Source organism: Kribbella sp. NPDC104218, assembly GCF_055584105.1.
The window spans coordinates 1,100,386-1,115,135 of record NZ_JBVJMQ010000002.1 but is presented as its reverse complement, the minus strand read 5'-3'; the positions used below and the strand labels follow the sequence as shown (position 1 = coordinate 1,115,135).

The following is a 14,750-nucleotide window of genomic DNA, read 5'->3' as shown; positions in this document are numbered from 1 at the left end:
TACCGGCCGGTTATGCCCGCGTCTCACGTGATGCTGCTTACATGCGCGTCGAATACGAATGCGCTCCGGTACCCGCCAGTCGCCCACCGTCGACGATCAGGTACTCGTCGCGGATCGGCGTCCCCGCGAACCACGACTCGAGAATCTCCCGGGTGCCCGCGGCGTACCGGGCCTGGGCGGACAGCGAGGAGCCGGAGATGTGCGGTGTCATGCCGTGGTGCGGCATGGTCCGCCAGGGGTGGTCGGCGGGTGCGGGCTGCGGGTACCAGACGTCACCGGCGTACCCGGCCAGCTGACCGCTCTCGAGTGCCTGGACGACGGCGTCCCGGTCCGCGATCTTCGCCCGGGCGGTGTTGATCAGGTAGGCGCCGCGCTTCATCGTCGCCAGCAGCTTCGGGCCGAAGAGCCCTTCGGTCTCCGGGTGCAGGGGAGCGTTGATCGTGACGACGTCGCAGTGCGGGACCATCTCGGCCGCGCTGGGGTGGAAGGTCAGGTTGAGCTCGCGCTCGACCGACTCGGGCAGCCGGTGCCGGTCGGTGTAGTGCAGGTTCACGTCGAACGGCGCCAGCCGGCGCAGCACCGCCGTACCGATCCGCCCGGCCGCGACCGTGCCGACGTGCATTCCCTCCAGGTCGTAGGAGCGGGCGACGCAGTCCGCGATGTTCCAGCCGCCGTCGACGACGACCTGGTACGACGGGATGTAGTTGCGGACCAGGCCGAGAATCATCATCACGACGTGCTCGGCCACGCTGATGCTGTTGCTGAAGGTGACCTCGGCGACGGTCACGCCGTGCCGGACGGCGGCGTCCAGGTCGACGTGGTCGGAGCCGATGCCGGCGGTGATGGCGAGCTTGAGGTTCGGCGCCTTCGCGATCCGCTCCGCGGTCAGATAGGCCGGCCAGAACGGTTGCGAGATCACCACATCGGTGTCGGGCAGCTCGCGATCGAGCACCGAGCCGTCGCCCTCCTTGTCCGACGTCACGACAAGAGTGTGGCCCTGGCTCTCCAGGAAGCTGCGCAGGCCGAGCTCACCCGAGACGCTGCCGAGCAGCTCACCCGGGGTGAAGTCGATCGCTTTCGGCGTCGGCGCGGTCTGGCCGCCGGGATAGCTCGTGATGGCCGGGACGTCGTCGCGCGCGTACGCCGTCGGGTAGCCGTCGGTCGGGTCGTCGTACAGGACGCAGAGGATCTTCGCCATGATGTGGAATCTCCTTGTTTACTTGGGGATTCCACGGTCCCGCCGTCAGGTGCCGACGGTCAAAGACTTGCTCTGTATCGCGTGATAGCCGGCGCCCATCAAATGCACGTCGAGCAGATCGTCGAGGGCTTTGTGGACGCCGGCCTGCCGCGCGACGTCCAGCAGCGCCCGCGCGAGCACCGGCTCCGGGCTCCGCGCGGCGATCACCAGGCCGACGCGCGGGCCGTGGTCCGGGCCCTTCAGCGGGACGACGCGCATCCCGTCCGGGACGCCGAACATGTGCAACCAGGCATGGGAGATCACGGTCGACCAGTGGTTGCCGTGCAGGTGGCTGTAGAGCCCGGAGACGGTGTCGCTCTCGATCGCCGGATGCGCCGTGACGCCGTCGTCAGTGAAGTAGCTGTTCATGATTCGGCGGTTGCGCATATCCGGTGACAGCAGGCACAGCGGCAGCTCGGAGACTTGCGCCCACGTTGCCATCGGCAACCCGGCGAGCGGCGAGTGTTGTGGGGTGAGGAGTAGGTAGCGTTCCTCGTACAGCGGCGTCTTGCGCACCTGCCCGAGCGTGTCGTCGTCCAGGTACGTCATCGCGACGTCCAAGTCGAACTCGGCCAGCTTGTGCGTGATGTCTCGCGACGACAGCGACTCGATCGTCACTCGCGCGTTGGCGTGCCGCTCGCAGAACGGCGTCGTGAGTAGCGAGATGACCGGCATCGCGGTTGGGATCGCACCGAGCCGCAGCGTCCCGGTCAGGCCGCCGCGCAGCACCGACAGCTCGTGCCGCAGCGCGTCCTGCTCTGCAAGAATCCGCTGCGCCCACAACAGCACCCGCTCACCCTCGGGGGTCAGCCCCTCGAAGCGCCGTCCGCGCCGGACGATCGGTACGTCGAGCTCCTGCTCGAGCTTGCGGATCGCGGCCGACAACGACGGTTGCGAGACGTAACAAGCTCCCGCGGCCCGCGCGAAATGCTTCTCCCGGGCCAGCGCCACCAGGTACTCCAGCTGCCTCAGCAGCATCGGGGTCCGCCTACGGGATACCAGTCGTCTGTATACATAATCCAACTGTAGTGATCGGCCTGAGCTATCGGTAGGGCTCGCCGGATTGTGACCCACGTCACATCCTGAGGTGGTCGCTGTGCCGGGTCGCCGTTCGACGCGTTGGCAGGAAGCAGGTTCGTTCGGCAGAAGGGTCTGGAGATGGAGAAGGTCACGTCCAAGGACGGCACGGAGATCGCGTACGACGTCAGCGGCAGCGGGCCGGGGCTGGTGCTGATCGCAGGTGCGTTCACGGCGCGGTCGTACTTCACGGAGTACGCCGACGTCCTGTCGCGCGCGTTCACGGTGGTGAACTACGACCGGCGCGGCCGGGGTGATTCGGGTGACAGCACGACGTACTCGATCGAGCGCGAGTGGGAGGACCTGGAGGCGGTTCGGGCGGCGACCGGGGCCCGGTTCGCCTGTGCGTTCTCGTCCGGCGTGATGGTGTTGCTGCAGTCGGGGGTGGCGTTCGAGCGGGTCGCGGTGGTGGAGCCGCCGTTCCGGGTCGAGGGCGCACCACCCGCGCCGGAGCGGTACCTCGAACGGCTGCAGGAGTTCGTCGCCGCGGGGGAGCCGGGCCGGGTCGCCGAGCTCTTCATGGTGGAGGCCGTCGGGCAGCCACAGGAGGCGGTGGACCAACTCCGGCAGTCACCGATGTGGCCCGGGCTCGAGGCCATTGCCCCGACACTGGTCTACGACACCCTGCAGATGGGCGACAGCTCACTGCCGACCGACCTCCTGAAGTCGATCGAGACGCCAACATTGGCCCTCTACAGCAACGGCAGCCCGGAGTGGCTCCAAGAGGCGACCCGGCAGATCGCAACAGCGCTTCCGCACGCAACCGTCGAAGGGCACGACGGCCCCTTCCACACGATCCCGCCGGAGACGCTCCTGCGCGCGCTGACGGACTGGGCAGCCTGACGCTCAGCCCGCCACGCGCCATCGGGACACGATGTACGGCGGGTTTCAGTACCAGTTCGATCCTGATCTGACCTGCCTGGTCAGGCGGTGTCGGGCGTCAGGGTCTTCATGGTGACGTAGCTGGTCACGGTGGCGACGCCGGGCAGTGCGGCGAGCAGGTTGGCATGGAAGTGTTCGTAAGCCGGCAGATCGGCGACCTCGACCTGGAGCAGGTAGTCGAAGTTGCCAGTGACGTGGTGGCAGGCGACCACTTCGGTGAGTTGGGTGATGCCTCGTTCGAAGGCGACGACGTCAGTGCGGGCGTGCCGCATCAAGCGAACGCCCGCAAGGACCCGCAGGCTGCGCCCGACGGCGGCTGGGTCGATGAGTGCACGGTAGCCGCGGATGACGCCTGTTTCCTCGAGGTGGCGTACGCGGCGCAGGCAGGGGGACGGGGACAGGCCGACCCGTGCCGCCAGGTCGTTGTTGCTGATCCGGCCGTCGTGCTCGAGGACAGCCAGAATCGCCCGGTCCACATCATCCATAGAAGCAGAATATTGCGCTGGATGACGCTTTACCACAATGAATCTGGGGTCTGGTGCGCAATGTGCTGCCAAATATTGCGCATCAGGCCGCCATCTCGGTCCGCGGGGGACAGGCTGGCCCGGAGGCCGAACGGAGGGCAGTAATGACCGGAGCCAGCACGACCACAGTTCACGCGGATCGCGACATTCATCCCAGTCGCGCGATCGCGGCGCCGATCTATCAGACGGCGGCGTTCGCGGCCGAGGACGGGGACGCGTTCGCTCGAGCGGCCGTCGAGCCGCGGGGTAAGGATTTCTACACCCGGTTCGGCAACCCGAACCATGCGCAGGTCGCCGCGGTCGTCGCCGAGCTCGAGAAGACCGAGGCTGCGATGGTCACGGCGTCCGGCATGGCTGCGCTGACCACGACGGTCCTGGCGTTGGTCTCGGCCGGTGACCACGTCATCGGGCAGAAGTCCACCTATGGTGGCACCGCGTCGGTGCTGCTCAATCTGCTGCCGCGCTTCGGCGTCATGACCACCGTCGTCGACCAGACCGATCCGGACGCGTTCACGCGAGCACTGACGTCGAAGACGCGGCTGATCCTGGTGGAGACGCCGAGCAATCCGCTCCTGCAGGTCACCGACCTGCGTGCGGTCGCGGAGCTTGCCCGAGCGCACGACGTGCTGACGGTCGCGGACAACACCTTCGCGACGCCGTTGAACCAGCGCCCGACCGAGTTCGGGATCGATGTGGTGTGGCACAGCGCCACGAAGTACCTCAACGGGCACTCCGACGTATCGGCCGGTGTCGTAGCCGGACCGGCCGCCGTTCTCGATCGCGTCTGGGACACCGGCCTGCTGACCGGCGCGACGCTCGGCCCGATCGACGCCTGGCTGTTGCTGCGCGGCCTGCGCACACTCCCGCTCCGGATCCCGCGCCACAACGCCAACGGCTTCGCGCTGGCCGAAGCACTGGCTCAGCATCCAGCGGTGGCGCGGGTGCATTACCCCGGTTTGGAGACGCACCTGCAGCACAAGCTGGCGGCTGCCCAGATGAGCGGCTTCGGCGGCGTGCTCGGGATCGAGTTCGCCGGCGGGTTCGACATGGCCGACGCGTTCCTCGGTCAGCTGCGCTACCCCCGGCGGTCCGCGAGCCTTGGGGGAGTCGAATCACTGGCCGTCCACCCAGCCTCGATGTGGCGCGGAATGCTCAGTGCGGACCAGATCGCCGACGCCGTCCCACTCGGCCTGGTCCGGCTGGCGGCCGGTATCGAGGACACCGCCGATCTGGTCGCCGACGCTCTCGCCGCGGCCGACGCGGTACTCGCAACCTCTTGATGAAGGAGTTCATTCGATGAAGACCCTGCTCACCGGGGGTATCGTCGTCACCCTCGACCCGGCCCTGGGAGACCTCGGTAGTGGTGACGTGCTGATCGAGGACGGTGTGATCGTCGAGGTCGCCGAGCGCATCGACGCACCGGACGCGGACGTCATCGATACGACCGACCGGATCGTCATGCCGGGGTTCGTCGACAACCACCGGCACGCCTGGCAGACCGCGTTCCGCGGCGTCGGCGCGGACTGGACATTTCCCGAGTGGGCCGCCGCGATGCACCGCACCGTCAAGCCGCACTACCAGCCTGAAGACGTCTACATCGGCACTCTGCTGGGCCGTCTGGAGGCGCTGCATTCGGGTGTGACGACGATGCTCGACTGGTACCACGTCGCGCAGACCCACGAGCACGAGGACGCCGCGATCGCCGCACTCCGCGACGCTCCCGGCCGGTCGCTGTTCTGCCTCGGCGCCGGCTGGGGCGGCGCGGACCCGGTCGACGACGACATCCGCCGTGTTCACGAGGTACTGGCTGGTGACGCGCGGGTGGCCTTGGTGCTCGGTCTGCGCGGTCCCGAGGCCACACCGATGGACAGCGTCGCGCGGGAGCTGAAGCTGGCCGAGGAACTCGGCATCCGGACCAGCCTGCACGTCGACGGCGGCGGCGATCGCAAGCCTGTCGCCGAGTTGCATGAGCACGGTCTCCTGCGCGGCACGACCACGTTCGTGCATGCGAACGGCGTCAGCGACGAAGAGCTGCGGATGCTGGCCGAAGCAGGGAGTTCGGTGTCGATCAGCCCGGACGTCGAACTCAAGATGGGCTTCGGTAACCCGATGACCGGCCGCGTCCTCGCCGCTGGGCTGCGCCCCACCCTGTCCGTGGACGACGTACCGTCGGTCGGCGGCGACATGTTCGCGACGACGCGTACGGCCTTCGCCGTCCAGCGTGGGCTCGATGGCGGCCTGCGCTCACGCGACCTGGTGGAGTTCACGACCGTCGACGCCGCTCAATCCCTGGGACTGCAGCACCGCACCGGAAGTCTCACGCCGGGCAAGGACGCCGACCTCATCTTGCTGCGCACCGACGACCTGACCGTCTTCCCGGTCACCGACCCGATCGCGACCATCGTCAGTGCCGGCCACCCGGGCCTGGTCGACACCGTCATCTCCGGCGGCCGCATCGTCAAGCGCGACGGCGTACTGGTCGACGTCGACCTCGCGGCGCTGCGCACGCGGCTGCTCGCGTCCCGCGACCGGATCGGTCGTGCCGCAGGGATCCCGCTCGACGGGACCTGGCGGCCGCAGGCCTGACGACAACACGAAGGAAGGACCTATGCGTTTCATCTCGGGCGGACAACACCACGCAGTCTTCGAGTTCGGCGACCTGCGCGTCACCTCCCTGCGCGACGGCTACGTCGACATGCCACCCACCCGGCTGCGCGACGAGACCGGTGCCGCACTCGGCGGCGTACCGGACACTGTGCCGCTGGTCGACGGGAATCTGCGGCTGTCGGTCAACGCGTTCCACATCAGCGACGGGACGCGGTCGGTCCTCATCGACTCCGGCGCCTCCAACGCCTGGCACGACACCATGGGCTCGCTGTACGACGCCCTGACCGAGGCCGGCATCGACGCGGACGACATCGCCGACGTAGCGGTCACCCACAACCACGAGGACCACGTCAACGGCCTGATCGCCCCGGACGGGACACCCGCCTTCCCGAAGCTGAAGCGGGTGTGGATCGGAGCTGCCGACGCTTCGGTCTTCACCGGCCGCCTGGAACCGGTATGCGATCTCGTCCGGCCGATCACCGAGAAGGTCGGCATCACCGAGTGGATCACCGCCGTACCAACGCCCGGCCACACCCAAGGCCACACCGTGTACGACGTCGCGAACGGCGGCGGCCACCTCCTGGCCTGGGGCGACACCGTGCACGTCCCGTCGCTGCAGTTCGACCAGCCACAGGTGACCTGGGAGCTCGACAGTGACCAGTCCCAGGCTCGTGACGCCCGAGCCGCACTGCTCGAACAGCTCACCCAGCCCGGCTACTTCGTCGCCGGAGCCCACCTCGACTCACCCGGCATCGCCCGCGTGACCCCGACCCGGGAAAGCTACGCGCTCGAATACCTCGCCCCCACGATCGCCTGACCACAGGAAGGACCACCATGCGACTGGCCACTGTCGACCACAATGACCGCGAAACCATCGCCCTGGTCGACCACAACGGTCAAGCCTTCGACCTGACCAGCCAGGTAGGGCAACGCTCCATGCTCGACCTCATCGACGACTGGGACGCCCTCGCGCCCCAGCTCACCGGACCCAGCGGCCTGCCCGCCATCGAGTCGCCGCGCTACCTGGCGCCGATCCCGCAACCGCGCCGCAACCTCTTTGCCGTCGGCAAGAACTACCGCGACCACGTCTCCGAATTCGGCCGCTCCGGCTACGACAGCCCCGATCGCAGTGAAGATCTCCCCGACCGCCCGATCATCTTCACCAAGGCCACCACGACCGTCATCGGCCCCTACGACGACGTCGACGCCCACACCACAATCACCTCCGAACTCGACTACGAAGCCGAGCTCGCCGTCATCATCGGCCACGGCGGACGAGGTATCACCCGGGCCGACGCCATGACACACGTGTGGGGCTACACGATCATCAACGACGTCACCGCCCGCGACCTGCAGCGCGACCACAAGCAGTGGTTCCTCGGCAAATCGCTCGACACCCACGCCCCGATGGGGCCCTGGGTCGTCACCGCCGACGAATTCACCGACCTGGCCAAGATCCACGTCAGCAGCACTGTCAACGGCGAAACTCGCCAGCATGCTCCACTGTCCGACCTGATCTTCCCCATCCCCGAACTCATCGCCACCATCTCCGCCGGTATCACCCTCCTCCCCGGCGACATCATCGCCACCGGCACCTCCGCCGGCGTCGGCATCGGCTTCACCCCACCCCGCTTCCTCCACCCCGGCGACATCGTCGAATGCACCATCGACACCATCGGCAGCATCAGCAACGTCATTCGCTGAGCCGGCCGACACCAACGCCCCACAGAATTCACCTTCAGCCCGCCACGCGCAGGCGCGGCGCTGACGGACTGGGCGGCCTGAGCCTCAGCCCGCCACGCGCATCGGGACGACGATGTACGCCGAGGCGCCTGCGGATTCGTCGTCGGGGGCGCGCAGGCCGGTGAGGTTGACCGGTTTGGTTGGTTGGGTGAAGTCGATTCGCGCCAGTGGCGTGCCGAGGGCGCCGAGCGCTTCGAGTAGGTAGGCGGGGTTGAAGCCGGTTGCGATCGGCTCGCCGGTGAGGGTGATCTCGACCGGTTCGGAGGCCTCGGCCTCCTCGCCGCTGCCGGCCCGGAGCGTCGCCGTCCCGTCGTCGAAGCTGATGCGGACCGGCGACGTCCGCTCGGCGACCAGGGAGACGCGTTTGACCGCCTCGATCAGCGCGGCGGTCGAGACCGTGACGCTGCTGGTGATCGCGGCCGGGGCCGGGATCAGCTTGCGCACCTTGGGGAACTCGCCGTCGATCAGCCGGCTGGTGGCGCGCCGCCCGGCACCCTCGAACCCGATCAACCCGTCCCCTGTACGAGTTGAGCCGAGCGCGAGGGTGACGTCGTGGCCGGCCATCGTCTTGGCCAGCTCCGCGAGCAGCTTCGCCGGGACCAGCGCATCGGCCTCGATCTCCGGATCGGCCGGCGTCCACTCGAACGAGCGGACGGCCAAGCGGTAGCGATCCGTGGCCAGTAACGTGATCACCGGGCCACGGATCTCCACCTTCACCCCCGTGAAGACCGGCAAGGTGTCGTCCCGCCCCGCGGCGGTCACGATCTGCGTGACCGACCGCGCGAGCACCTCGCCGCTCACCACCCCGCCGGCGGCCGGAAGCTCCGGCAACGACGGGTATTCCCCCAGCGGCAGCGTTTGCAGCATGAACCGGGAGCCGCCGCTGGACACCTGGACCCGAGCGCCCACCCCGCTCAGCTCCACGGTGTCCCGCGGCATGCTCCGGCAGATGCCGGCCAGCAACCGCCCCGACACCAGGACCCGGCCCTCGTCCCCCACTTCGGCCGGAACCACGACCTGTGTCGAGCTCTCGTAATCGAACCCGGACAGCGTCAGCTGCCCGTCGGCCGCCTCGACGACCATCCCCGACAGAATCGGCACGCTCGGCCGGGCGGGCAGCCCCTTCGCCACCCAGCCGACCGCTTCGGCCAGCACGTCACGCCTCACTCGAACCTTCACGGTCACCCCTCCGGATCGCGAGGTTCGACTCAATCAGGCGCCACCGACACTTTTCGCGCCGTCCAGTTCAGGTCACCGAGATCACCACCTTGCCGCGGGCGTGCCCGTCGGTGAGGTAGCGGATCGCGTCGGCGGCCTCGGCCAGCGGGAACGCCCGGCCGATGATCGGGACCACCTGCCCGGTCTCGATCAGCTCGGTCATCGCCTGCAGGTCGACGTGGTTCTCCGAGTTCAGGAGCGGCCGGAGCCGTTGCCCGATGAACGGCGACCACAACATCGCCCGCAGCTGGCGGTCGTTGCCCCCCAGCCAGCGACCGCCGGTCTCACCTCCGATGATGACCAGCGTCCCGTTCGGCGTCAGCGCCTTCCGCAGCCGGCGCAGCGACGCGTTCCCGTTGATGTCGAGGATGGCGTCGTACGGGCCGTGCTCGGTGAAGTCGTCGGTGCGGTAGTCGAGCACCTCGTGAGCCCCCAGCCAGCGCACGATGTCGGCCTTGCCCGCGCTGCAGACCCCGGTGACCTCGGCGCCGTACGACTCCGCGATCTGTACCGCGTAACTGCCCACCCCACCCGACGCGCCGATGATCAGCACCCGATCCCCGACCTTCACCCCGGCGCCGTCCCGGACCGCCTGCAGCGCGGTCAGCGCCGAGATCGGGACGACGGCCGCCTGCTCGAAGGTCAGGTTCTTCGGCATCGGCGCCAGCTTCCGCTCCAGCACCCGCGCGTACTCCGCGAACGCGCCGGTCCCGATCCCGTACACCTCGTCGCCCGGCCGGAACCGCGTCACGTCCGCGCCGACGGCGCTGACCACCCCGGACAGATCCATCCCGGGCACCTTGTTCTTCGGCGCCCGGACGCCGTACCCCGCCAGGCGCACGGGGTACGGCAGCCCGGTCATCAGGTGCCACACGCCCCGGTCGACCCCGGCCGCGCGGACCTCGACCACGACCTCGTCGGCGGCCGGGACCGGCACTTCGACGTCCCGCAGCGCGAGCACCCCGCTGTCGCCGTACCGGTCCTGTGTAATCGCCAGCATCCTCATCCCCCCTGCCGTACTTACAGCGTAAGCTTACGGCGTAAGTTATATGATGTCGAGGGATTTGGTCCAGGCAGGAAGAGAGATGTAGATGACACCGCGTGGCGACCCCCTGAATCGCGAGCGGGTGCTGCGGGCCGCGGTCGCACTCGCCGACCGCGACGGCCTGGACGCGCTCAGCATGCGCAAACTCGGCCACGAGCTCGGCATCGAGGCGATGTCGCTCTACAACCACGTCCGGAACAAGAGCGACCTGCTGGACGCGATCGTCGACCTGGTGCTGACCGATATCGACGTCCCGCCGGCTGGGACGCCGTGGAAGGAGGCGATGCGCCGCCGGTCCATCTCGGCGCACGAGGTACTGGTCGCACATCCGTGGGCGGCGATGCAGATCATGTCCCGGTTCACGATCGGGCCGGGGATGACGAAGTACCTGGACGCCACACTCGGGCGGCTGCTGGAGGGCGGCTTCACGGTCGAGGGCGCGCTGGACGCCTGGCACACGCTCGACAGCCACCTCTACGGCTTCACGCTGCAGGAGGTGAGCCTGCCGTTCGCCATCGAGGCCGCGCCGGACGTGTCGGCCCAGGTCGTCGGCGGCCTGGATCCGGAGCAGTTCCCGCACGTCGTCCGGATCATCACGCACGTGATGCAGTCCGGGCGCGTCGAGGACTTCGAGTACGGGCTCGACATCGTCCTCGACGGCCTGGAGCGCAAACTCAGCGGAACCTGATCGCCTTCAGCAGACCGGCCTGGCGCCGGCTCAGCACGATCGCCGACCGCGCACCCGGTACGACGCTGCCCGGGTCCGCCGCCGCCTTCTCGAGCAGCCGCGGCCAGCGGCGGCAGTGCTTCTCCATGCTGCTGGTCCGGACCACGCGGCCGCGCGCCCACTGCCCGTCGCGGGCGACCTCGCCGGGCACGTCGATCAGGATCAGGTGCAGCGGCAGCCCGGCGCGTTTGGCTCGCCACCCGAGCAACCGGCGTACCCACGGCCGGGTCGCGCAGTCGTGGATCATCAGCGGGCCGGTGTGCATCGCGCTGAACACCTGCACGTAGTACGCGAGGTGCAGGAACGGCCGCCAGTAGGAGTAGGGGACGACGCCGAGCACGCGCATCCACTTCGCGCGCAGCCGCTCGGAGTCGAAGACGCGGACGCCGCCGTGGTCGGCGCCGTCCGGGTACAACCTGCGTAACAACGTGCTCTTGCCGGCGCCTGGGATCCCCGCCAGCACCACGACAGAGTCCCCCGAGTAGCGGATTTCCTCTTCGGCCCCAACGACCGCCAGGTGCGTAGCAACCACCGCAGTGCCCTTCCATCGCCCATCAAGTACCTCGTTAGACGAACGGGTTCCCGCACACGCCCCATGAGACCGCTAAGAACTCCCTGGGAAATACCTGAGAGGGAGTCCCCACTCCGCCCCCGATTCGGACCTCGGGGCAGGGCAGGGGAGTCGCTGGTCGCTAGCGTCGCGGATGGTCCGTCGTGCACCAGACCTCGGCGTCCGCGATGAATGCGCTCGACGCCACCTTCACCGGATCCACGGTGATCTCGCCGGTCAGCCGTTCGCCGCCGACCGAGATGACGCCGTCCCGGCAGGGGATCCAGACGGTCGACAAGATGTTCGGCGTGCCGCCGAGGTCGTACTCGTCGTTGCGGGTCAGGAAGCGCTCCATCGGCCCGGTGATCTCGACCGACACATCGGCCGCGGTCGACCGGAAGCCCTTCGCGAGGTCGAGCTCGAACTCGACCGCCGCCGTCGTGTGCTCCGGCTCGGCCCAGTCGATCCCGTCGGTAACCGACTTCAGATGACGGTTGAACTCCTCGCCGAGCCAGGCCCCGAGCTCCGGATCCTGCCCAATGATCCGGACCCGCTCACGCGTCCCCAGCACCAGCACATTCCCGGCGCCACGCATTGACCAGTCGACCCGCCAGACCGACGCGAACGCCGTCGTCCGACCGTCCTCGTACAAGGTCACACAAGGGTTGGCGCCCATCATCCGAAGAGTCACCCGAAAACCCTATAGCGCGCTCGGGGTCGATTCGAACCTGCGACCAACAAATCGGCCGAGCGCCGCGCCCCTGAATACGACGGTGATCGAAAGGGTGGTCGAGGCAACTATCTTCTTGTGAGACTCCATAAATATCTTCAGGATAATGATGATAGGAGTTCAGCTTTGCGTATTAGTGGAAAAACTTTCGGATTAATGTTCCTGGCGGTGGCTGCAATCGGCGTGTTGCCGACTTCCGCCAGCGCCGCAGCTCCGGCGGCCAAGCCCGGACCTGCGGGAACGTCAGTACCGCCGGGGTACAAATTCGAGAAGGCGGGGATCAACGCCTACGGTTTCATCAGGAACGACTTGTGGGACCGTTGCCTGACCAATGACGCCTCCGATCGGAGCCGCGTCTACCTGGCCCCGTGCCATTGGGGCGCCAGTCAGCAATGGCAGTGGAACGAGCGGAACGGTGGCAATTGGCCCGAACTGTTCAACAAGGCGACCTACTTCTGCCTCGACGGCAACGGCAGCACCGGACTCGTCTACGGACACGCGTGCAACGACGGTGAGTACCAGGGCTGGCGGTACGACTCCAACAACTGGACGATCTACCACCAGCAATCGCGAGGTGGGCGCGGTGTGCTCGACGCCGCCCCCGAACGTGTCTACATCGGAACCGAAGACGGCGGCCAGACCCAGGACTGGCTCTGATCAACACCTGAGGTCTTCCTGCCAGGCGGGCGCCCGGATTCGTCGTCCGAGCGCCCGCTCTGGTCAAGGATGGCGCGCCCGGCAGGATTCGAACCTGCGACCAACGGATTAGAAGTCCGACGCTCTATCCAGCTGAGCTACGGGCGCGTGGCAGGGAGAAGTCTGTCAGATGGGCGGGTGAACGCGCTGCCGGGTTACTGGGCGTGGCGTGGGAGGGGGAAGTACAGGGTTGTCGTTCCATCCCGGTAACGCTGCGTGGGCGGTTCTGCCGCCGGGTCGGGTCTCCAACTAGGCTGCGGGCATGAGTTACCCCTCAGCAGGCCCGGCCGGCCCTCCGCAACCAGCGGCGGGGACGGCGTCGTCCGGCGGCCAGTACCCGCAGCCGAACGTTCTCGGGAACCATCCGGTGCCCGGGCAGCGGCGGAACCGGGGCGTGCTGATCGGTGTCGTGGTCGCGGTGGTGATGGCGATCGCGGGGCTGGGGATCTTCTGGATCGTCGGGCAGTCGACCGGCGCCGGCGGGTTCACCTGGGGGATGGCGTTCGCGCTGGTACCGGTGGTGCCGGTGATCGCGCTGTACCTGTGGCTGGACCGTTACGAACCGGAGCCGACCCGGTACATCGTGTTCGCGCTCTGCTGGGGTGCGTTCATCGCGACGCTGGTCGCGATCTTCATCAACACCGAGGTGGCCCGGCAGCTCGCCGAGACCGGCGCCGGCGGCGACCGGTCGGCGATCTTCGTGGCGCCCCCGGTCGAGGAGTTCGCCAAGGGCGCGGTCATCCTGCTGCTCGCGCTGGTCCGGCGCAAGGAGTTCGACGGGATCATCGACGGCCTGGTCTACGCCGGGATGGTCGGCGTCGGCTTCGCCTTCACCGAGAACATCCTTTACTACGGCCGCATCTTCAGCGAGCTGTCGAACGAGGCCGGCAGCGACGCCGGACTGCGCGGCGTCCTGGTGCTGTTCGTACTCCGCGGGCTGATGTCGCCGTTCGCGCATCCGCTGTTCACGTCGTTCACCGCGATCGGGATCGGGATCGCCGTCCGGCACCGCAGTACGGCGGTGCGGTTCCTGGCGCCGGTGGTCGGGTTCCTGGCCGCCGTCCTCGCGCACGCCGCGTGGAACGCGTCGGCCAGCTGGGCGGAGGGGACCGGCTTCCTGGTCGCCTACTTCCTGCTGATGGTGCCGATCTTCGTCGGCATGGTGATCTTCGCGCTGGTCCTGCGCTCCCGCGAGGGCAAGATGATCGCCTCCCGGCTCTACGACTACGTGCGCTTCGGCTGGCTGGTCGCGCCCGAGGTGCCGCTGATCGCGACGATGCGCGGGCGCAAGGCGCTGCGGCAGAACGCGCGGCGCTACGGCGCCCAGGCCGAGTCCGCCGCGAAGGCGTTCCAGCAGAACGCGACCGACCTGGCGTACTTGCGGGACAAGATCGTCCGGCAGGTGATCGGGCCGGAGGCGCTGGACGAGGAGAAGAAGTTGCTGGACGAGCTGCGGGCGCGGCGGGCGAGCGTTCCCTTCCCGCCGATGCCGGCTGCCTTCCCCCAGGCGATGCCGGGGCCGAACGGCGGGCCCCAGGACCAGGTTCGCGGCGGACCGGCGCCAGGGGGTTATCCGGCGCCTCAGCCGGGGTATCCCTCGGGGCAACCCGGTTACCCAGCGGGCCAGGCCGGTTACCCATCCGGACCCCCTGACCAGCTGGGAACGCCGGGAGGATACGGTCCGTATCCACCATCGCAGTGACCGCCGCCCGTC

At 68.3% G+C, this 14,750-nt stretch carries 15 protein-coding genes and 1 tRNA gene; 8 read left to right on the top strand and 8 right to left on the bottom strand.

What is annotated here, in order from left to right; all coding sequences use genetic code 11:
• Nucleotides 1-37: 37 nt before the first annotated feature.
• Together ACZ6ZD_RS21065 and ACZ6ZD_RS21060 are read right to left on the bottom strand one after the other, a co-directional pair.
• Nucleotides 38-1,198, bottom strand: a complete 1,161-nt coding sequence (locus ACZ6ZD_RS21065; RefSeq protein WP_465674556.1) for an NAD-dependent formate dehydrogenase — start codon at nucleotides 1,196-1,198, stop codon at nucleotides 38-40.
• Between the two features lie 45 nt (nucleotides 1,199-1,243).
• Nucleotides 1,244-2,215, bottom strand: coding sequence for a LysR family transcriptional regulator (locus tag ACZ6ZD_RS21060; protein WP_465674554.1), 972 nt, complete (start codon nucleotides 2,213-2,215; stop codon nucleotides 1,244-1,246).
• A 180-nt stretch (nucleotides 2,216-2,395) separates the two neighbouring features.
• On the opposite strand from ACZ6ZD_RS21060, the gene ACZ6ZD_RS21055 reads away from it, so the two are divergent.
• Nucleotides 2,396-3,157 carry an alpha/beta fold hydrolase gene (locus ACZ6ZD_RS21055; RefSeq protein WP_465674552.1) on the top strand — a complete coding sequence of 254 codons (762 nt, stop codon included), beginning with the start codon at nucleotides 2,396-2,398 and terminating at the stop codon, nucleotides 3,155-3,157.
• Nucleotides 3,158-3,237: 80 nt separating this feature from the next.
• On the opposite strand, the gene ACZ6ZD_RS21050 is transcribed toward ACZ6ZD_RS21055, so the two are convergent.
• Complete coding sequence (locus ACZ6ZD_RS21050; RefSeq protein WP_465674550.1) at nucleotides 3,238-3,681, bottom strand: Lrp/AsnC family transcriptional regulator; 444 nt, start codon at nucleotides 3,679-3,681, stop codon at nucleotides 3,238-3,240.
• 143 nt (nucleotides 3,682-3,824) lie between these two features.
• Between ACZ6ZD_RS21050 and ACZ6ZD_RS21045 the strand changes: the two genes are divergently transcribed.
• Genes ACZ6ZD_RS21045 through ACZ6ZD_RS21030 form a run of 4 tightly spaced genes read left to right on the top strand, consistent with a single transcriptional unit; the run spans nucleotide 3,825 to nucleotide 8,031 of the window.
• Entirely contained in the window at nucleotides 3,825-5,000 is a 1,176-nt protein-coding gene (locus ACZ6ZD_RS21045) for a trans-sulfuration enzyme family protein (RefSeq protein ID WP_465674548.1), read from the top strand.
• A gap of 16 nt (nucleotides 5,001-5,016) precedes the next feature.
• Entirely contained in the window at nucleotides 5,017-6,306 is a 1,290-nt protein-coding gene (locus ACZ6ZD_RS21040) for an amidohydrolase family protein (protein WP_465674546.1), read from the top strand.
• A gap of 22 nt (nucleotides 6,307-6,328) precedes the next feature.
• Nucleotides 6,329-7,144 carry an MBL fold metallo-hydrolase gene (locus tag ACZ6ZD_RS21035; protein ID WP_465674544.1) on the top strand — a complete coding sequence of 272 codons (816 nt, stop codon included), beginning with the start codon at nucleotides 6,329-6,331 and terminating at the stop codon, nucleotides 7,142-7,144.
• Nucleotides 7,145-7,161: 17 nt separating this feature from the next.
• Complete coding sequence (locus ACZ6ZD_RS21030) at nucleotides 7,162-8,031, top strand: fumarylacetoacetate hydrolase family protein (protein ID WP_465674542.1); 870 nt, start codon at nucleotides 7,162-7,164, stop codon at nucleotides 8,029-8,031.
• A gap of 84 nt (nucleotides 8,032-8,115) precedes the next feature.
• Here ACZ6ZD_RS21030 and dnaN read toward each other — a convergent pair whose 3' ends face one another.
• Nucleotides 8,116-9,237, bottom strand: a complete 1,122-nt coding sequence (dnaN, locus tag ACZ6ZD_RS21025; protein WP_465674540.1) for a DNA polymerase III subunit beta — start codon at nucleotides 9,235-9,237, stop codon at nucleotides 8,116-8,118.
• A 79-nt stretch (nucleotides 9,238-9,316) separates the two neighbouring features.
• Nucleotides 9,317-10,288, bottom strand: a complete 972-nt coding sequence (locus tag ACZ6ZD_RS21020) for an NAD(P)-dependent alcohol dehydrogenase (protein WP_465674538.1) — start codon at nucleotides 10,286-10,288, stop codon at nucleotides 9,317-9,319.
• A 91-nt stretch (nucleotides 10,289-10,379) separates the two neighbouring features.
• Here ACZ6ZD_RS21020 and ACZ6ZD_RS21015 point away from each other — a divergent pair, with 91 nt between their 5' ends.
• Complete coding sequence (locus ACZ6ZD_RS21015) at nucleotides 10,380-11,021, top strand: TetR/AcrR family transcriptional regulator C-terminal domain-containing protein (RefSeq protein WP_465674536.1); 642 nt, start codon at nucleotides 10,380-10,382, stop codon at nucleotides 11,019-11,021.
• Here ACZ6ZD_RS21015 and ACZ6ZD_RS21010 read toward each other — a convergent pair.
• Together ACZ6ZD_RS21010 and ACZ6ZD_RS21005 are read right to left on the bottom strand one after the other, a co-directional pair.
• Nucleotides 11,008-11,526, bottom strand: a complete 519-nt coding sequence (locus ACZ6ZD_RS21010) for an AAA family ATPase (protein WP_465674534.1) — start codon at nucleotides 11,524-11,526, stop codon at nucleotides 11,008-11,010. The genes ACZ6ZD_RS21015 and ACZ6ZD_RS21010 overlap by 14 nt on opposite strands.
• A 226-nt stretch (nucleotides 11,527-11,752) precedes the next feature.
• Nucleotides 11,753-12,301, bottom strand: coding sequence for a hypothetical protein (locus tag ACZ6ZD_RS21005; RefSeq protein WP_465674532.1), 549 nt, complete (start codon nucleotides 12,299-12,301; stop codon nucleotides 11,753-11,755).
• Between the two features lie 195 nt (nucleotides 12,302-12,496).
• Between ACZ6ZD_RS21005 and ACZ6ZD_RS21000 the strand changes: the two genes are divergently transcribed.
• Nucleotides 12,497-12,997 (top strand): RICIN domain-containing protein, encoded by a 501-nt coding sequence (locus ACZ6ZD_RS21000; RefSeq protein WP_465674530.1) that lies wholly within the window; start codon nucleotides 12,497-12,499, stop codon nucleotides 12,995-12,997.
• A gap of 70 nt (nucleotides 12,998-13,067) precedes the next feature.
• On the opposite strand, the gene ACZ6ZD_RS20995 is transcribed toward ACZ6ZD_RS21000, so the two are convergent.
• Nucleotides 13,068-13,144: transfer RNA gene (locus ACZ6ZD_RS20995), tRNA-Arg, on the bottom strand.
• A gap of 154 nt (nucleotides 13,145-13,298) precedes the next feature.
• On the opposite strand from ACZ6ZD_RS20995, the gene ACZ6ZD_RS20990 reads away from it, so the two are divergent.
• Nucleotides 13,299-14,738, top strand: a complete 1,440-nt coding sequence (locus ACZ6ZD_RS20990) for a PrsW family glutamic-type intramembrane protease (RefSeq protein ID WP_465674528.1) — start codon at nucleotides 13,299-13,301, stop codon at nucleotides 14,736-14,738.
• The last annotated feature ends 12 nt before the right edge of the window (nucleotides 14,739-14,750 follow it).